20 protein-coding genes are annotated in these 16377 nt (G+C 59.6%); 11 read left to right on the top strand and 9 right to left on the bottom strand.

Annotation, left to right across the window (positions count from 1 at the left end; translation table 11 throughout):
- Position 1 precedes the first annotated feature (1 nt).
- Positions 2-814 (bottom strand): tryptophan synthase subunit alpha, encoded by an 813-nt coding sequence (gene trpA, locus CKW29_RS16335; protein ID WP_095147022.1) that lies wholly within the window; start codon positions 812-814, stop codon positions 2-4.
- A complete protein-coding gene (gene trpB / locus CKW29_RS16330) occupies positions 814-2034 on the bottom strand; it encodes a tryptophan synthase subunit beta (RefSeq protein WP_095147023.1) in 1221 nt (406 codons plus the stop codon). The genes trpA and trpB overlap by 1 nt, the downstream gene beginning before the upstream one ends.
- 112 nt (positions 2035-2146) lie before the next feature.
- Between trpB and CKW29_RS16325 the strand changes: the two genes are divergently transcribed.
- Positions 2147-3040 (top strand): LysR family transcriptional regulator, encoded by an 894-nt coding sequence (locus tag CKW29_RS16325; protein ID WP_095147024.1) that lies wholly within the window; start codon positions 2147-2149, stop codon positions 3038-3040.
- Here the strand turns inward: CKW29_RS16325 and CKW29_RS16320 are convergent.
- Complete coding sequence (locus tag CKW29_RS16320; RefSeq protein WP_095147025.1) at positions 3037-3363, bottom strand: YqjD family protein; 327 nt, start codon at positions 3361-3363, stop codon at positions 3037-3039. The two genes, CKW29_RS16325 and CKW29_RS16320, sit on opposite strands and share 4 nt — an antisense overlap.
- Before the next feature lie 153 nt (positions 3364-3516).
- Here CKW29_RS16320 and CKW29_RS16315 point away from each other — a divergent pair, with 153 nt between their 5' ends.
- Complete coding sequence (locus CKW29_RS16315; RefSeq protein WP_095147026.1) at positions 3517-3732, top strand: dodecin; 216 nt, start codon at positions 3517-3519, stop codon at positions 3730-3732.
- Between the two features lie 131 nt (positions 3733-3863).
- Entirely contained in the window at positions 3864-4085 is a 222-nt protein-coding gene (locus tag CKW29_RS16310; RefSeq protein ID WP_095147027.1) for a DUF1161 domain-containing protein, read from the top strand.
- 68 nt (positions 4086-4153) lie between these two features.
- Here the strand turns inward: CKW29_RS16310 and CKW29_RS16305 are convergent, their stop codons facing one another.
- Positions 4154-5155: an LLM class flavin-dependent oxidoreductase gene (locus CKW29_RS16305; RefSeq protein ID WP_095148831.1), complete on the bottom strand. Its 1002-nt coding sequence runs from the start codon at positions 5153-5155 to the stop codon at positions 4154-4156.
- 237 nt (positions 5156-5392) lie between these two features.
- Here CKW29_RS16305 and CKW29_RS16300 point away from each other — a divergent pair, with 237 nt between their 5' ends.
- Positions 5393-5824: an OsmC family protein gene (locus CKW29_RS16300; RefSeq protein ID WP_095147029.1), complete on the top strand. Its 432-nt coding sequence runs from the start codon at positions 5393-5395 to the stop codon at positions 5822-5824.
- A 114-nt stretch (positions 5825-5938) separates the two neighbouring features.
- Positions 5939-6172 carry a DUF1161 domain-containing protein gene (locus tag CKW29_RS16295; protein ID WP_095080959.1) on the top strand — a complete coding sequence of 78 codons (234 nt, stop codon included), beginning with the start codon at positions 5939-5941 and terminating at the stop codon, positions 6170-6172.
- A gap of 6 nt (positions 6173-6178) precedes the next feature.
- On the opposite strand, the gene CKW29_RS16290 is transcribed toward CKW29_RS16295, so the two are convergent.
- The gene (locus CKW29_RS16290; RefSeq protein ID WP_095147030.1) at positions 6179-6598 is read right to left on the bottom strand and encodes a hypothetical protein; all 420 of its coding nucleotides are present in this window, start codon (positions 6596-6598) and stop codon (positions 6179-6181) included.
- 40 nt (positions 6599-6638) lie between these two features.
- Positions 6639-7055 (bottom strand): hypothetical protein, encoded by a 417-nt coding sequence (locus CKW29_RS16285; RefSeq protein WP_095080955.1) that lies wholly within the window; start codon positions 7053-7055, stop codon positions 6639-6641.
- A gap of 59 nt (positions 7056-7114) precedes the next feature.
- On the opposite strand from CKW29_RS16285, the gene CKW29_RS16280 reads away from it, so the two are divergent.
- The gene (locus tag CKW29_RS16280; RefSeq protein WP_095147031.1) at positions 7115-8206 is read left to right on the top strand and encodes an aminopeptidase; all 1092 of its coding nucleotides are present in this window, start codon (positions 7115-7117) and stop codon (positions 8204-8206) included.
- 58 nt (positions 8207-8264) lie between these two features.
- Here CKW29_RS16280 and CKW29_RS16275 read toward each other — a convergent pair whose 3' ends face one another.
- Together CKW29_RS16275 and CKW29_RS16270 are read right to left on the bottom strand one after the other, a co-directional pair.
- Positions 8265-8915, bottom strand: coding sequence for an HAD family hydrolase (locus tag CKW29_RS16275; protein ID WP_095147032.1), 651 nt, complete (start codon positions 8913-8915; stop codon positions 8265-8267).
- 19 nt (positions 8916-8934) lie between these two features.
- The gene (locus CKW29_RS16270) at positions 8935-9480 is read right to left on the bottom strand and encodes a gamma carbonic anhydrase family protein (RefSeq protein WP_095147033.1); all 546 of its coding nucleotides are present in this window, start codon (positions 9478-9480) and stop codon (positions 8935-8937) included.
- Between the two features lie 89 nt (positions 9481-9569).
- Here CKW29_RS16270 and prlC point away from each other — a divergent pair, with 89 nt between their 5' ends.
- From prlC to CKW29_RS16250, 4 genes are all read left to right on the top strand, one after another.
- Positions 9570-11621 (top strand): oligopeptidase A, encoded by a 2052-nt coding sequence (gene prlC, locus CKW29_RS16265; protein WP_095147079.1) that lies wholly within the window; start codon positions 9570-9572, stop codon positions 11619-11621.
- The gene (locus CKW29_RS16260) at positions 11618-11905 is read left to right on the top strand and encodes a YheV family putative zinc ribbon protein (RefSeq protein WP_095147034.1); all 288 of its coding nucleotides are present in this window, start codon (positions 11618-11620) and stop codon (positions 11903-11905) included. The genes prlC and CKW29_RS16260 overlap by 4 nt, the downstream gene beginning before the upstream one ends.
- A 221-nt stretch (positions 11906-12126) precedes the next feature.
- Positions 12127-13185, top strand: a complete 1059-nt coding sequence (locus CKW29_RS16255; RefSeq protein WP_095147035.1) for a PA0069 family radical SAM protein — start codon at positions 12127-12129, stop codon at positions 13183-13185.
- 114 nt (positions 13186-13299) lie between these two features.
- Positions 13300-14031 (top strand): carbonic anhydrase, encoded by a 732-nt coding sequence (locus CKW29_RS16250; RefSeq protein WP_095147036.1) that lies wholly within the window; start codon positions 13300-13302, stop codon positions 14029-14031.
- Positions 14032-14214: 183 nt separating this feature from the next.
- Here the strand turns inward: CKW29_RS16250 and CKW29_RS16245 are convergent, their stop codons facing one another.
- Positions 14215-14865 (bottom strand): hypothetical protein, encoded by a 651-nt coding sequence (locus CKW29_RS16245; RefSeq protein ID WP_095147037.1) that lies wholly within the window; start codon positions 14863-14865, stop codon positions 14215-14217.
- Between the two features lie 374 nt (positions 14866-15239).
- On the opposite strand from CKW29_RS16245, the gene coxB reads away from it, so the two are divergent.
- Positions 15240-16367, top strand: a complete 1128-nt coding sequence (coxB, locus tag CKW29_RS16240) for a cytochrome c oxidase subunit II (RefSeq protein WP_095147038.1) — start codon at positions 15240-15242, stop codon at positions 16365-16367.
- Positions 16368-16377: the final 10 nt, after the last annotated feature.

Below are 16377 nucleotides of genomic sequence, written 5' to 3'. Positions count from 1 at the left end.
TTCAACCGACGCGAGCGTTGCGCACGCCTTCGGACAGCGCCGAACACAGGCGTAATACGTCATCAATGGCTTGCTGCGGCGTGGCCGCATTGGCGATATGGTCGATCAGCGCCGACCCCACGACCACGCCGTCGGCCAGGCGGGCGATGGACGCCGCTTGCTCTGGGGTACGGATACCGAAGCCGATGCTGATCGGCAGGTCGGTATGGCGACGCAGACGGGCCACCGCTTCTTCGACGTGTTCCAGCGTGGCTGCACCTGCGCCCGTCACGCCTGCCACCGATACGTAGTAAACGAATCCGGAGCTGCCGTTGAGCACGGTCGGCAGGCGCACGTCGTCGGTGGTCGGGGTGGTCAGGCGGATGAAGTCGATGCCAGCCGCTTGTGCCGGGTCGCACAGCTCGCCGTTATGCTCGGGTGGCATGTCGACCACGATCAGGCCATCAACGCCGGCTTCCTTGGCCTCCGCGATGAAGCGCGGAACGCCGTAATGGTGGATCGGGTTGAAGTAACCCATCAGCACCAGTGGCGTGTCGTTGTTGCCTTCACGGAACTCGCGGACCATTTGCAGGGTTTTCGCCAGGTTCTGCTTGGCGCCCAAGGCGCGGATGTTGGCGAGCTGGATCGCCGGGCCATCGGCCATCGGATCGGTGAAGGGCATGCCCAACTCGATCACGTCGGCACCGGCCTCTGGCAGCCCCTTGAGGATCGCCAGTGAGGTGTCATAGCTCGGGTCGCCAGCGGTGACGAAGGTCACCAGGGCCGCGCGGTTCTGTTCCTTGAGTTCGGCAAAGCGCTTTTGCAGGCGGCTCATCAGTGTTTCTCCTGCTGGGACTGTTCCATATGGTGCATCACAGTTTGCATGTCTTTGTCGCCACGACCGGACAGGTTGACCACCATCAGGTGATCCTTGGGCAAGGTCGGTGCGCGTTTGAACACTTCGGCCAGGGCGTGGGCGCTTTCCAATGCAGGAATAATCCCTTCCAGGCGGCAGCATTGGTGGAAGGCTGCGAGGGCTTCGTCGTCGGTCACCGAGGTGTACTGAACGCGGCCGATGTCATGCAACCAGGCGTGTTCAGGGCCGATGCCCGGGTAGTCGAGGCCAGCGGAGATCGAGTGGGCGTCGATGATCTGGCCATCGTCGTCCTGTAGCAGGAAGGTACGGTTGCCGTGCAGTACACCGGGTACGCCGCCGTTCAGGCTGGCAGCGTGCTTGCCGGTTTCAATGCCGTAGCCGGCGGCTTCGACACCGATGATCTCGACGCTCTTGTCATCAAGGAACGGGTGGAACAGGCCCATGGCATTGGAGCCGCCGCCGATGCACGCCACCAGGCTGTCCGGCAGGCGGCCTTCCTGGGCTTGCAGCTGCTCGCGGGTTTCCTTGCCGATCACGGCCTGGAAGTCGCGGACCATTGCCGGGTACGGATGCGGGCCGGCCACAGTGCCGATCAGGTAGAACGTGCTGTCGACGTTGGTGACCCAGTCACGCAGGGCTTCATTCATCGCGTCTTTCAGGGTGCCCGTACCCGCCACTACCGGGATGACTTCGGCGCCCAGCAGTTTCATGCGGAACACGTTGGCCTGTTGGCGTTCGATGTCCGTGGTGCCCATGTAGATCACACAATCCAGGCCAAAGCGCGCGGCCACGGTGGCCGTGGCCACGCCGTGCATGCCGGCGCCGGTCTCGGCGATGATGCGTTTCTTGCCCATGCGCCGCGCCAGCAGAATCTGGCCGATGCAGTTGTTGATCTTGTGCGCGCCGGTGTGGTTCAGCTCTTCGCGCTTGAGGTAAATCTTGGCGCCACCGCAGAATTCGGTCAGGCGTTCGGCAAAGTACAGCGGGCTTGGGCGTCCGACGTAATCGCGCTGGAAGTAGGCCAATTCTTCCTTGAATGCAGGATCTTCCTTGGCGGCTTCGTATTCGCGGGCCAGGTCGAGGATCAACGGCATCAGGGTTTCGGCAACGTAGCGGCCGCCGAACGCGCCAAACAGGCCGTTGGCATCAGGGCCGTTGCGCAGATTAGTCTGGGTCATGGGGCGCTCCAGGTGAATGCATGAAGTGACAATGGGGTTCACTCTACCCCTGACGTTCTGCGCTGAAAACCGATAAGATCGCCACAACCTGTCAGGAAAACTCACAGATAAAATGAGCCACGACCTTCCCCCGCTCAATGCCTTGCGCGCCTTCGAGGCGACGGCCCGCTTGAACAGCGTCAGTCAGGCGGCGGAGCAATTGCATGTCACCCATGGTGCGGTCAGCCGGCAATTGAAAGTGCTGGAGGCGCATCTGGGGGTCAGCCTGTTCGTCAAGGACGGACGCGGCCTGAAACTCACAGATGCGGGTGTGCGTTTGCGCGATGCCAGCGGCGAGGCTTTTGAGCGTTTGCGCACGGTGTGCAGCGAACTGACCCAAGGCCATGCCGATGCGCCGTTCGTGCTCGGGTGTTCAGGCAGCTTGCTGGCGCGCTGGTTCATACCACGCCTGGGCCGGCTGAATGCCGACCTGCCGGATCTGCGCTTGCACCTGTCGGCGGGTGAAGGCGATCTTGATCCGCGTCGACCGGGGCTGGATGCCTTGTTGGTGTTTGCCGAGCCGCCCTGGCCGGCGGACATGCACGTATATGAGCTGACCAGCGAGCGCATCGGCCCGGTGCTGAGCCCCCGCTTCGCTGGTTACGAAGCGCTGCGCCAGGCACCGGCCAGCGCCCTGCTCAACGAACCCTTGCTGCACACCACCTCACGCCCGCAGGCCTGGCCCAGCTGGGCACAACGTAATGACCTCGACGCCAGGGCGTTGAAGTACGGGCAGGGCTTCGAGCATTTGTACTACCTGTTGGAGGCGGCGGTGGCCGGTCTGGGGGTGGCGATTGCCCCGCAGCCGCTGGTGGCCGAGGATTTGAAGGCCGGTCGCCTGGTGGCGCCCTGGGGTTTTTCCGAAACCCCGGCGCAACTGGCATTGTGGCTACCCAAGCGCGCCGCGGATGGGCGCGCTCGGCAGTTGGCGCAATGGCTCAAGAACGAGCTGCAGCAGACGCTTTAGCGACTGCGTTTGCACAGCAGATAAGCCGCCAGCAAACCCAGTGCGCCGACCGCGACACCGGTCGTGGTCCATGGGTGTTGCTGAGCATAATCGCGGGTCGCGATCCCGGTTTCACGGGTTTTGACTTTGACTTCTTCGTACGCATCGCTGAGCAGGCTGCGCGAGTGTCTCAGCGCGTTCTCGGCGTTGCTTTTCAGGCTTTTGAGGGTTTTCAGCGACTCGTCCGAGGCATCACTCTTCAGGTTTTCCAACGACTTGAGCAGACTCTCGATCTCAGCTTCCATGCTTTGCAATGAGGCTTTACGTAGCGAGGTGTTGGCCATGGTGACTCTCCTGCATTGATTGAGTGGCGTGTGTGGGTTGGGACTCCAGCCGTTCCTGAAAGTGCAGAAAATCTGAACCGGTCCATGGCCGTGGCCTGCAGAAGAAATACAAAAAATCACTGCTAGGCTGTAGGTACCTTCAAGGAGAACGCCATGACTGACCATCACACTTACAAGAAAATCGAACTGGTTGGCTCGTCCCCCACCAGCATAGAAGAGGCCATCAATAACGCACTGGCCGAGGCCAGCAAGAGCATCAAGCATATGGAGTGGTTCGAGGTGACTGAAACCCGGGGCCACATCAAGGACGGCAAGGCGGAGCATTTTCAAGTGACACTCAAGGTCGGTTTCCGGATTGCCAATAGCTGAGGTTGAACTAGGCTTTTGAACTTATGCGCTGGCCGATTGCCACAGGAGATGGCAATGCGCTATTTGGCCTTGGGCGTTCATCGCCTGAGCATCGAGGTTCATCCTTTTGATCTAACCAGGGAACGTGACCGATGAAGAAGTTGATTCTGGCTGTAGGTTTGCTGAGCATGGCGGGAACAGTCTTTGCGGCAGGCAAGCCGTGTGAAGAGCTGAAAGCCGAAATTGCCGCGAAACTGGATGCCAAGGGTGTTTCCGGTTATTCGCTGGAGATCGTCGACAAAGGTACTGCCGCTGGCGGAAAAGTCGTAGGTACCTGTGAAGGCGGTGCCAAGGAAATCGTCTACAAGAAGTAGACCGAGTACACGCTGCAGTTGAAAGCCGACGCCAGCGCGTCGGCTTTTTTCTGGCCGCTGTCTGAGCCTTAGCCCTTCATCACCTGCGCCAGCAATTCGTAGGAGTGCAAGCGGTCGGCGTGTTCGTACAGGTCGCAGGTGAAGATCAGCTCATCGGCCTGGGTCTGTTCGATCAATACCTCAAGCTTGCCGCGAATCTTCGCCGGGCTGCCGACCATCGCCAGCCCCAGGAAATCGCCTACGGCTTGTTTTTCATGAGGCAGCCACAGGCCGTCCATGCTGTTCACCGGGGGGCGCTGAACCAGGCTTTGCCCGCGCATTAGCGCCAGAATCCGTTGGTAGACCGAGGTGGCCAGGTAGTCCGCCTGCTCGTCGGTGTCGGCGGCCACCAGCGGCACGCCGAGCATGACGTAGGGTTTATCCAGTACTGCAGATGGCTTGAAGTGATTGCGGTAGACGCGAATCGCTTCGTGCAGGTAGCGCGGTGCGAAATGCGAGGCAAAGGCGTAAGGCAGACCCCGTTCGCCCGCCAGTTGTGCGCTGAACAGACTGGAGCCCAATAACCAGACCGGGACGTTGGTGCCGGTGCCGGGCATGGCGATGATGCGTTGATCGGGTGTACGTGGGCCGAGGTAACGGACCAGTTCGGCGACATCTTCTGGAAAGTCGTCGGCGCTGCCGCCGCGTTCGCGGCGCAAGGCACGAGCGGTCATTTGGTCAGAACCCGGGGCGCGTCCCAGTCCAAGGTCGATGCGGCCTGGGTACAGGCTTTCCAGGGTGCCGAACTGCTCGGCGATCACCAGCGGTGCATGGTTGGGCAGCATGACGCCCCCTGAGCCGACCCTGATGCTCGATGTCCCGCCGGCCAGGTAACCCAGCAATACCGAGGTCGCGGAGCTGGCGATACCGTCCATGTTGTGGTGTTCAGCCACCCAGAAGCGGTTGTAGCCCCATTTTTCAACGTGTTGCGCCAGGTCCAGCGAGTTGCGCAGCGATTGGGCGGGGCTGCCGTTCTCGCGAACGGGTACCAGGTCCAGGGTTGAGAATTTGATCTCGGACAGCTGTTTCATGGCCTGCTTCTCCAATGGGGGGCGCAGGCTTTTCTCTCGAATGAAAACCTGCCGAATGTGAAGGCGTGTTTCATGCAATGTGGGCATATACCCGAGTTTCAATAGCCGAGCTGAAATTGCCTACCCGATCAACGGCTCGATTCGACAGGATGAACCTTGCCCGGCCTTCTATCCTCAGAATCCCTGACAACCGAAAACCATCAAGGCGCGGTCGCTCGCGCCAGTGAGGAGGCAAAGATGAGCATCAAGAAGAGAGCATCGGCGCATTGGGTCGGCGATCTGAAAACCGGCCTGGGTTCTATCTCGACCGAAACCGGTGTCCTGAAAAATGCACCCTATGGCTTTAAGGCGCGTTTCGAAGGTGGCCCAGGCACCAACCCGGAAGAACTGATCGGCGCCGCTCACGCAGGCTGTTTCTCCATGGCCTTTTCGATGATCCTCGGCGAGGCTGGCCTCAAGGCCACCACCATCGATACCCATGCTGAAGTCACGCTGGATCAGGTCGAGGGTGGTTTTGCGATCACGGTGGTGCACCTGATTCTCAAGGCGAAAATCCCCGGCGCCAGCCAGCAGCAATTTGAAGAGCTGAGCAAAAAGGCCAAGGAAGGCTGTCCGGTGTCCAAGGTGCTGAATGCCACCATTACCCTTGATGGCACACTCGTCAGCTGACAGCGCCTTTGTGGAGTTGCCACAAATCAGAACTCGCCGGGCAAAACTGTGGTCGAATGAATGGCAGCGGCTTAAGTGTATGTTCGTACGCGCTGCTTCAAGGGAGCTTCAACCATGAAACGTTTTGCCTTGGCGGTTTTCTGCGGTGCGTTGGCCACATCGGCCATGGCTGCGCCGAAACCCTGCGAAGAACTCAAGGCCGAGATCGAAGCCAAGATCCAGGCCAACAACGTATCCTCTTACACGCTGGAAATCGTCAGCAATGACGAAGTGCATGACCAGAACATGGTGGTCGGTACTTGCGAAAATGGCACCAAGAAAATCATCTATCAGAAGAACGACAACTGATCAGCCTTATGGCACACAGTTGACCTGACGTTCTTCGGCGACGATCTTGCGCTGGGCGTTGTACAGCCGGGCGCTGGGTGTGAAGGCGAGCGAGCGGGCTTCGAGCCGATAGCGTTGGCCCGCTTCAAAATGATCATAGCGAAGGGTCAGATAGCACAGCCGTTCCTGTGGGTCGGTGTTCATGCTCATCCCGCCACCGAATACCTCGAAATCAAATCGAACCATAAGCTCATGACTGCCAGGCGGGACCTGGAAGAACCGTCCATCGCGCTGCGGCTGGTTGTCCAGGCGCTCAGCCATCAATACCTTTCCGCCGGGCGTGGGCATGGCGAAGTCGACCCAGGCCATCGCCGGGTTGACGTCCGGCAAGGGGCTGGCACAGGCGGCCAGCGAACTGACGGCAAATAACAACAAATACCTTCGCATGCTCAATTTCCGGGCGGTAATTGGCTAAGCATAGCGCCGATCAAGTGCCCTGGCAGCCTGCCGGTTGCGCCTGGCCTACGACTTTTCGCTGCTGATCGTAAAGTTTGGCCCACGGCCGAAAACCGATATTCCCTGCTTGTAGCTGATAGCGTTGGCCGGCATTGAACTCGCTGAACTTCACGCTCAGCTGGCAATCGCGCCACAGCGGCTGGGCATCGGGACCAATGTTGGTCGGCTGCACCGCAAACTGATAGCGCACCTTCAATTCGTGACGGCCCGGCGAGACTTCGAAGTAGCGTTTATCAAGGGTCGCCTTATCGTCGACTTCCAGCGCATGCAGTGTGGTGTCTTCCGGATGGGGGGCCAGGTCGATCCATGCTTGTGTAGGGTCGGGTTGGGGCAGTCCAGCACAGCCGGCCAACATCAGCAGGCCTCCAGTCAGCAGTAACACGCGCATAGCGAAGCTCCAGTCAGGCGAGATAGTCTTGCGGGCAGAATTCCCAAGGATGATTCGATGTGATCAGGCTGCTTCCAAGCCATCGGTTACTTGATCGCGTTTTGCGCGTTTTGTTTCCGGCTGTGCTGTTTTTATGGCTGAACGGTTGTGCGAGTGTCAGTTACTACGGCCAGTTGGCCAGTGGCCAGCTGCAATTGCTGCGGGCGCGCGAGCCTGTGAGCACGGTGATCAGCGACCCGGCCAGCGATGCAACACTGCGCGCGCATCTCAGGCAATCACAAAAAGCCCGGGACTTCGCCAGCCAGCACATGCACTTGCCGGATAACCAGAGCTATCGCCTCTACGCCGATATTGGCCGGCCTTATGTGGTGTGGAATGTGTTCGTCACGCCGGAATTTTCCCTCAACCCGCAGAACTATTGCTTTCCCATAGCCGGGTGCGTGGCCTATCGCGGGTACTACAGCCAGAGCGCCGCGAGGGGGGAAGCGGCGTTGCAGCGTCTGCAAGGCATGGATGTCTCGATCGGCGGGGTGGAGGCCTATTCAACCCTGGGCTGGTTCAATGACCCGATCATGAATTCGATGCTCGGTTGGGGCGATGAGCGCCTGGCGACCCTGATTTTTCACGAGCTGGCGCATCAGCGTTGCTATGTGAAGGACGACACCGAGTTCAACGAGTCGTTCGCCACGTTTGTCGAACAGGAAGGCACCCGCCAATGGCGCACGGCAAGGGGCTTGCCGCCGGCCAGTAAGGTCCAGGAGCAGCAACGCGAACAGTTTGTCCGACTGGTTCTGGATACCCGCACCCGCCTGGAAAAACTCTATGCGCTACCCTTGGCGCCGGAGCCGATGCGCCAGCGCAAAGCCGCCGAATTCGAACGCATGCGCAGCGACTATCGAACCCTGCGCGACAGCCTTTGGGCCGGTAACAAGCGCTTCGATACCTGGATCAACGCCCCGATGAACAACGCCCGGTTGCTGCCGTTCGGGCTGTATGACCAATGGGTGCCGGCGTTTGCCGAACTGTTCAAGCAGTCGGGTGGTGATTGGACGACGTTTTATGCGGCGGTCGAGAGACTGGGAGGGTTGCCGATCGAACAGCGCAAGGCGGCGTTGAAAGCCTTGGCAGTGCCAGAAAAGCCAGGTGGCTGAACGGGTCTTTGCATGGCACGCCAGCCCCACACTGGGTGCTGGTGTGCCCGCAATTGAACTAGCGCGGCAAAAATGCCTGATGCAACTGGCTCAGGGTCTCGAAGTGATACGCCGGTTGTTCAGCACTTAGCTCTTCATGGCTGCCAAAACCATAACCCACGGCTGCCGCGTCCAGCCCGTTGCGTCGAGCGCCGATCAGGTCATGTTTGCGGTCGCCGATCATCAGGGTGGTGCTCGGGTCCAGGCCCTCTTCGGCCATCAGGTGGGCAATCAGCTCGACCTTGTCGGTGTGGGTGCCGTCCAGTTCGCTGCCGTAGATCACCTTGAAGTGCCGGGCGAAGTCGAAGTGCCGGGCAATTTCCCGGGCGAAAATCCACGGTTTTGATGTCGCGATGTACAGCTGCCGGCCCTGCCCGCAGAGGGTTTCCAGCAGGGGTGTCACGCCGTCAAACACACGGTTCTCATACAGTCCCGTGACCTTGAAGCGCTCGCGATAGAAATTGACCGCTTCCCAGGCCTTGGCCTCGTCGAAGTCGTAGAACTGCATGAAGGCCTGCAGTAAGGGCGGGCCGATGAAGTGTTCGAGCCTGGTCAGGTCCGGCTCGTCGATCCCCAGCTTGCTCAGGGCGAATTGGATGGAACGGGTGATGCCCTCTCGCGGGTCGGTCAGGGTGCCATCAAGGTCGAATAAAACGCTTTGGTAATGCATGAAAATTCCTGGGTGAGAGTCAGAGCTGGTCGTAGCCTTCGGCCAGATGCAGGTCTTTGAGCTTGACGTAGTTGGCAGCGCTGTAGGTAAAAAAGGCCCGCTCCTTGTCAGTTAAAGGGCGAGCCTGCTTCACCGGGCTGCCCACATACAGGTAGCCGCTTTCCAGGCGTTTGCCCGGTGGCACCAGGCTGCCGGCGCCGACGATCACGTCGTCCTCGACGACGGCACCGTCCATGACGATGCTGCCCATGCCGATCAGAATCCGGTTGCCCACCGTGCATCCGTGCAACATGACCTTGTGCGCAATGGTCACGTCATCGCCGATCAGCAACGGGAAGCCGTCCGGGTTGAACGGGCCGGCGTGGGTGATGTGCAGCACGCAGCCATCCTGCACGCTGGTGCGCTGGCCAATCCGGATACGGTGCATGTCACCGCGAATCACGGTCAACGGCCAGACCGAGCTGTCCGCGCCTATTTCGACGTCGCCGATCACCACCGCCGAGCCGTCGACAAAGGCGCCGTTGCCGAGCATGGGGGTGTGGTTCTGGTACTTGCGAAGGGACACGATAGGCTCTCTCTCTGTTGCTGATAGCTGCGGTTGGCGCCGATTGTAATTAAGATGGGGCAATGTTTCTTCCAGCCAAGGTGCCAACCGTGAGCGTGAACAACCCTCTTTTGCAGTCCTACGACCTGCCGCCGTTCTCGGCGATCCGCGCCGAGCACGTACAACCGGCCATCGAACAGATCCTCGCCGACAACCGCGCCGCCATTGCCGGGATCCTCGAGACCCAGGGCAAACAACCGACCTGGGCCGGCCTGGTGCTGGTGATGGACGAGCTCAATGACCGTCTGGGGGCCGCCTGGAGCCCCGTCAGCCACCTCAATGCGGTGTGCAACAGCGCTGAGTTGCGTGAAGCGTACGAGTCCTGCCTGCCTGCCCTGAGCGCCTACTCCACCGAGCTGGGCCAGAACCGTGAACTGTTCCAGGCGTTCGAAGCCTTGGCCACCAGTCCGGAAGCCGCCTGTTTTGACGTTGCCCAGAAAACCATCCTCGAACACTCGCTGCGTGACTTCCGCCTGTCGGGTATCGACCTGCCGGAAGCCGAACAGAAGCGTTACGCTGAGGTGCAGAGCAAACTGTCCGAACTGGGCAGCCGTTTCTCGAATCAACTGCTCGATGCCACCCAGGCCTGGACCAAACACATCACCGATGAAGCCGCCCTCGCCGGCCTGACCGATTCGGCCAAGGCGCAGATGGCTGCCGCGGCGCAAGCCAAGGGCCTGGACGGTTGGCTGATCAGCCTGGAATTCCCGAGCTATTTCGCGGTGATGACCTACGCCCATGACCGCGCGCTGCGCGAAGAAGTCTACGCCGCTTACTGCACCCGTGCGTCGGACCAAGGCCCGAACGCCGGTCAGAACGATAACGGCCCCGTGATGGAAGAAATCCTCGACTTGCGTCAGGAGCTGGCAAAACTCTTGGGCTACAGCAGTTTCGCGCAGCTGAGCCTGGCCACCAAAATGGCCGAATCCAGCGATCAGGTGCTGAGCTTCCTGCGCGACCTGGCCAAACGCAGCAAGCCATTTGCCGCACAGGATCTGGAGCAGTTGAAGGCGTACGCCGCTGAACAGGGCTGCTCGGACCTGCAAAGCTGGGACAGCGGTTTCTATGGGGAAAAACTCCGTGAGCAGCGCTACAGCGTTGCCCAGGAAGCACTGCGTGCATACTTCCCGATCGACAAGGTACTGAGCGGCCTGTTCGCCATCGTACAGCGCCTGTACGGCATCGAAATCGCCGAGCAGGAAGGGTTCGACACCTGGCACCCGGATGTTCGCCTGTTCGAAATCAAGGAAAACGGTGAGCACGTCGGTCGTTTCTTCTTCGACCTCTATGCGCGCGCCAACAAGCGCGGCGGTGCCTGGATGGACGGCGCTCGCGACCGTCGCCGTACCGCCGCAGGCGTGCTGCAAAGCCCGGTGGCCAACCTGGTGTGCAACTTCACCCCGGCCGACAGCGGCAAGCCCGCGCTGCTGACTCACGATGAAGTCACCACGCTGTTCCACGAGTTTGGCCATGGCCTGCATCACCTGCTGACCCGCGTCGAGCATGCGGGTGTGTCCGGTATCAATGGTGTTGCCTGGGATGCGGTCGAGCTGCCGAGCCAGTTCATGGAGAATTGGTGCTGGGAGCCGGAAGGCCTGGCGCTGATCTCCGGCCATTATGAAACCGGCGAGCCGCTGCCTCAGGACCTGTTGCAGAAGATGCTAGCGGCGAAAAATTTCCAGTCCGGCCTGATGATGGTCCGTCAGCTGGAGTTTTCGTTGTTCGACTTTGAACTGCACGCCACGCATGGCGATGGCCGTAGCGTGCTGCAGGTGCTCGAAGGCGTGCGTGATGAGGTCTCGGTCATGCGGCCACCGGCCTACAACCGTTTCCCGAACAGCTTCGCGCATATTTTTGCCGGCGGTTACGCGGCGGGTTATTACAGCTACAAGTGGGCTGAAGTACTGTCGGCCGACGCGTTCTCCAGGTTCGAAGAGGAAGGCGTGCTCAACGCCGCCACCGGTCGGGCATTCCGCGAGGCGATCCTGGCCCGCGGCGGTTCTCAGGAGCCTATGGTGCTGTTCGTCGACTTCCGCGGACGTGCGCCGTCGATTGACGCACTCTTGCGCCACAGCGGCCTCGACGAGGACGCGGCAGCATGAGTGACGGGCCTGTGAGCAAAACCAAGAAACGCTTTATCGCCGGCGCGGTCTGCCCGGCGTGCAGCGAGCCGGACAAGTTGATGATGTGGAGCGAAGACGATGTGCCGCACCGCGAGTGCGTGGCCTGCGGTTACTCCGATACGCTCAATGAACAAGGGTTGTCAGTGCCCAAGGAGTTGGGTACGCGGGTGAATACCAGCGCATTGAAGGTACCGGACGCGAAGGTCCAGACCGTGCAGTTTTTTGTGAACCCGAAGCTGAAGAAAAAAACCGACGACGCGTAATCCCCTTCCGTAAAACGCAACCGGCCCTTATTGGGGCCGGCTTGCTCAATCGATTGGCTAGAGCTTGAAACATATTCAGGCACGGCTCGACAGTTCTCTATTAGTTGCGTGCTACGTGCCGTGCCCGAAGGGTTAATACCCCTCAATGGCGGGCCGAACGGTACTGGCTGGTCTATGTATTCTCCGGTACTGTATGGATGTACAGCCAGAGAGATCTAATAATGATCACGCCCCTGCCCCCGCGTGGCCGCGGTACCGCGACCAACCCGCACAACCGCTTTGCACCGAACCGCTCGGTCGCCGAAGACGACGGTTGGTATCAGGAAGTGCCGCTGACCCAAGGTACTGAAGTGCGCATCGAAACGGCGAAAACCATCATCACCCGCAACAACTCACCCGATCTGCCCTTCGATCGCTCGATCAATCCCTATCGGGGCTGCGAGCACGGTTGCATCTACTGTTATGCGCGGCCCAGCCATGCTTATTGGGACCTGTCGCCCGGGCTCGATTTCGAGACCCGGCTAATTGCCAAAAGCAATGCCGCCGACGTGCTTGAGCAACAGTTATCCAAGCGTGGTTATCAGTGTGCACCGATCAATCTCGGTTCCAACACCGACCCTTATCAGCCGATCGAGCGCGAACACAGGATTACCCGTCACATCCTTGAAGTGCTGCTGCGCTACCGGCATCCGGTGACCATCATTACCAAGGGGTCGCTGATTCTTCGCGATCTGGATCTGTTGTCCGAATTGGCCGAGCGGCGATTGGTGGCGGTGATGATCAGCCTGACGAGCCTGGACGACGAACTCAAACGCATTCTTGAACCGCGAACCGCGGCACCCAAGGCACGCTTGAGGGCGATTCGGGTCATGCGAGAGGCTGGCATTCCGGTCGGTGTGTTGTGTTCGCCGATGATTCCGATGATCAACGACAGCGAACTGGAAAGCCTGCTGACCGAAGCCCATGCGGCCGGTGCCCAGAGTGCGGCTTACATGATGTTGCGCCTGCCGCTGGAGGTTGCACCGCTGTTCGAGGAGTGGCTGTCGGCCCACTACCCGCAACGCGCAGCCCATGTCTTGAGTCTGATTTGCCAAAGTCGTGGTGGTGAGTTGTATGACAGTCGCTTCGGGGCTCGCATGCGCGGTGAAGGGCCTTTTGCCGACTTGCTGGCGCAACGCTTTGCCAAGACAATAAAACGTCTAGGGCTCAACCAGCGCGAAGGCTTCAATCTGGATTGCCAGGCCTTTTGTCCGCCGGGTGCCCAGATGTCGCTGCTATAGCGGCTATTGGCCTATGGTTGAGTAGTATGCAAAGTGCGGACTTTGTACGCTGGTCACGCATTGTGTGGCCTGGAACACGGGAAGATTCCCCTACTGCGTCAAAGAGGAAGAATGATGAGTGACAAGGATAAACAGCCGTTGGCTGCGTCGGCTTCTGGCCTGCCAGAGGTCGAAAGCGCCGATGCAGCGCTGAAGCATATCGTTGACGGCTTTTTACATTTTCATCGCGACGTCTTTCCAGAGCAGGAAGAACTCTTCAAGAAACTCGCCACGGCCCAGCGGCCACGAGCAATGTTTATCGCGTGTGCCGACTCGCGCATCGTCCCGGAGCTCATCACCCAAAGCGCCCCAGGCGACCTGTTTGTCGCGCGCAATGTGGGTAACGTCGTACCCCCTTACGGGCAAATGAATGGCGGTGTTTCCACGGCCATCGAGTACGCGGTACTGGCGTTGGGTGTGCAGCACATCATCATTTGCGGACATTCCGATTGTGGTGCCATGCGGGCGGTCCTGAACCCGCAGACCCTGGAAAAAATGCCCACGGTAAAGGCCTGGTTGCGCCACGCTGAAGTCGCGAAAACCATGGTCCAGGAAAACTGCAATTGCGCTGATGAAAACGAAAGTATGCAGGTGCTGACCGAAGAAAACGTGATCGCCCAGCTGCAGCATTTGCGCACTCACCCCTCCGTGGCTTCGCGCATGGCCAACGGTCAGCTGTTCATCCATGGCTGGGTCTACAGCATCGAAACCAGTGAAATAAAAGCCTACGACGCGGACAAGGGCTGCTTCCTGCCTTTGGATGGTAGCCTTCCGATCCCCATGGCGACGCCCAAGGCGCGCTTCTAGATCTTCCGAGCAACCGCCTTTTCGCAGGCTGGCTGGTCGAGACTGCTGAAAAAGCGTCCAGGCTTCGCCACACCGGAGTCAATCCGGGGGAAGTTTTCATGGAGGGGGCGACTGAAAGAGGTTCAGCCGGTTAAATGTCCTTGTGGGAGCAAGCAAGGCTGCTCCCACAAGTATTGGAGGGGCTCAGGCGGCCGGCTGATCCAGATCCAGCCCTACGCCAAGCTGGCGTGACAGGCATGGCCAGCGCTTCCAGGCAGCACCGGTGTCCGGGCTGTTCAGTTTTTCCCGGTAGGCCTCGACGGATTCCAGTGCGAAGCTTTCTTCGCTGAGCATTTCGTCAACGGCGTGATGAACAGCCTCATCCAGCTGGTTGGCGAACGCTTCGCCGATCAGTTGGTGGGCAATCAGGTTGGCGACAGTCATGTCCAATGGGATCAGTGGCTGGCCGAAATGTTTGATGTAGAGGTCGTTCACCTCTTCTACCAGGCGATGGGCCAGGTAGGACTCGTCCAGCAGGCTATCCAGGCCTACGTGACCGGTCATGATTGCCGGTGGCTGGATGAAGAATTGCTCGGCGATCTTCAGCACCGGCTTGATCTGGGATTCGATACCGGCTTCGCGCGCGACCGCATTGGCGGCGTCGAGCAGGTCCGGTACCTGGTCTATATAGGCGGCAACAAAACGGGTCATCACGCCCTTGGCGTCGACGTCCGGTATCTGGATGGCGGAGTGCAGGTGTGGCAGTTGGACTTCCAGCTGACGGGTCAGCTGACCGGTTTCGGTTTCATGTTGTTGGGCAAGTTTGATCTGCTCGCGCAATGCGGCGGTGTTCATGAAAACTCCAGTAAACGAAGGCAAGGAAATAGGGGAAGACATAAGTTAGCTTGCTTATGAAAGCCGCTAAGACGTATTTGTCATAATTGTTTCACCTTTGATGCGACTACGTTATATCGATTTGCCATCACCTATCCCTCATCCTTCTCCATCCGTGGCCTGTAGTGCAAGCCCCGGGTGTTTCAGTTGATTTACGACATCGCGTTGCGAGGTCGGACTCGCTGTCTATACTCGGTCTTGAATGGAGTTAGCTGATGACGCCCGACTGCATAGGCAGCAAGGCCCGGCGATTCAAGTTCGTAGTCTGAAAAGTGCCGCTCCCTTGCCGCAGGTGAAAGCCGGCGGGATAACAAGAACGATAAGGGGAACCCGCAATGATGCGACATCCACATGTCTGGATGGGCCTCCTGTTGTGGTCGATTTTCAGTCAGGCGCAAGCGGCCTGGACTGTGAATATGGCGCCTGGAGCGACTGAAATCAGTCACGCAGTATTTGACCTGCACATGACCATCTTCTGGATCTGTGTGGTGATCGGCATCATCGTTTTCGGCGCCATGTTCTGGTCGATGATGATGCACCGGCGCTCCACCGGGCAGGAAGCTGCCAAGTTCCATGAAAGTACGACGGTCGAGATCCTCTGGACCATCGTGCCTTTCATCATTCTCGTCGCCATGGCCGTTCCGGCGACCGCCACCCTGATCAAGATGTACGACGCCAGTGAGTCGGATATCGATATCCAGGTCACCGGTTATCAGTGGAAGTGGCAGTACAAATACCTGGGCCAGGACGTCGAGTTCTTCAGCAACCTGGCCACACCGCAAGAGCAGATCAACAACAAGAGCGCCAAGGGCGAACACTACCTGCTGGAAGTCGACCAGCCATTGGTGCTGCCGACGGGGGCCAAGGTGCGCTTCCTGGTGACGTCCGCCGACGTTATCCACTCCTGGTGGGTGCCGGCGTTTGCGGTCAAGCGCGATGCGATTCCCGGGTTCGTCAACGAGGCCTGGACCCGTGTCGAGAAGCCCGGCATCTACCGGGGACAGTGTGCGGAGTTGTGTGGCAAGGATCACGGCTTCATGCCGATTGTGGTCGATGTCAGAAGCAAGGCCGACTACGACACCTGGCTGGCCGAACGCAAAGTCGAGGCCGCCCAGCTCAAGGAGCTGACCAGCAAGGAATGGACCCTGGACGAGCTCAAGGCACGTGGCGACAAGGTGTACCACACCTCCTGCGTGGCCTGTCACCAGGCCGAAGGTCAGGGCTTGCCGCCGATGTTCCCGGCGCTCAAGGGCTCGAAAATAGCCACCGGGCCGAAAGAGGATCACCTGGGAATCGTGTTCCATGGCAAACCCGGCACCGCCATGGCCGCATTCGGCAAGCAGTTGTCGGAAGTCGATATCGCGGCCGTCGTGACCTACGAACGAAATGCGTGGGGCAACAACAAAGGCGACATGGTCACCCCGAAAGACGTGCTGGCCCTCAAACAGGCGCAAAGCAAATGACCCGGTCTAT

This window comes from Pseudomonas sp. Irchel s3a18, assembly GCF_900187535.1.
In the GTDB taxonomy this organism is placed as follows: Bacteria; Pseudomonadota; Gammaproteobacteria; order Pseudomonadales; family Pseudomonadaceae; genus Aquipseudomonas.
The sequence above is the reverse complement of the archived record's forward strand: the minus strand, read 5'-3'. Positions and strand labels throughout refer to the sequence as shown.

Excerpts from the sequence above, each read along its gene's own strand:
- trpA (WP_095147022.1), bottom strand. The coding sequence starts at position 814 with ATGAGCCGCCTGCAAAAGCGCTTTGCCGAACTCAAGGAACAGAACCGC.
- trpB (WP_095147023.1), bottom strand. The coding sequence starts at position 2,034 with ATGACCCAGACTAATCTGCGCAACGGCCCTGATGCCAACGGCCTGTTT.
- CKW29_RS16325 (WP_095147024.1), top strand. The coding sequence starts at position 2,147 with ATGAGCCACGACCTTCCCCCGCTCAATGCCTTGCGCGCCTTCGAGGCG.
- CKW29_RS16320 (WP_095147025.1), bottom strand. The coding sequence starts at position 3,363 with ATGGCCAACACCTCGCTACGTAAAGCCTCATTGCAAAGCATGGAAGCT.
- CKW29_RS16315 (WP_095147026.1), top strand. The coding sequence starts at position 3,517 with ATGACTGACCATCACACTTACAAGAAAATCGAACTGGTTGGCTCGTCC.
- CKW29_RS16310 (WP_095147027.1), top strand. The coding sequence starts at position 3,864 with ATGAAGAAGTTGATTCTGGCTGTAGGTTTGCTGAGCATGGCGGGAACA.
- CKW29_RS16305 (WP_095148831.1), bottom strand. The coding sequence starts at position 5,155 with ATGAAACAGCTGTCCGAGATCAAATTCTCAACCCTGGACCTGGTACCC.
- CKW29_RS16300 (WP_095147029.1), top strand. The coding sequence starts at position 5,393 with ATGAGCATCAAGAAGAGAGCATCGGCGCATTGGGTCGGCGATCTGAAA.
- CKW29_RS16295 (WP_095080959.1), top strand. The coding sequence starts at position 5,939 with ATGAAACGTTTTGCCTTGGCGGTTTTCTGCGGTGCGTTGGCCACATCG.
- CKW29_RS16290 (WP_095147030.1), bottom strand. The coding sequence starts at position 6,598 with ATGCGAAGGTATTTGTTGTTATTTGCCGTCAGTTCGCTGGCCGCCTGT.
- CKW29_RS16285 (WP_095080955.1), bottom strand. The coding sequence starts at position 7,055 with ATGCGCGTGTTACTGCTGACTGGAGGCCTGCTGATGTTGGCCGGCTGT.
- CKW29_RS16275 (WP_095147032.1), bottom strand. The coding sequence starts at position 8,915 with ATGCATTACCAAAGCGTTTTATTCGACCTTGATGGCACCCTGACCGAC.
- CKW29_RS16260 (WP_095147034.1), top strand. The coding sequence starts at position 11,618 with ATGAGTGACGGGCCTGTGAGCAAAACCAAGAAACGCTTTATCGCCGGC.
- CKW29_RS16255 (WP_095147035.1), top strand. The coding sequence starts at position 12,127 with ATGATCACGCCCCTGCCCCCGCGTGGCCGCGGTACCGCGACCAACCCG.
- CKW29_RS16250 (WP_095147036.1), top strand. The coding sequence starts at position 13,300 with ATGAGTGACAAGGATAAACAGCCGTTGGCTGCGTCGGCTTCTGGCCTG.
- CKW29_RS16245 (WP_095147037.1), bottom strand. The coding sequence starts at position 14,865 with ATGAACACCGCCGCATTGCGCGAGCAGATCAAACTTGCCCAACAACAT.
- coxB (WP_095147038.1), top strand. The coding sequence starts at position 15,240 with ATGATGCGACATCCACATGTCTGGATGGGCCTCCTGTTGTGGTCGATT.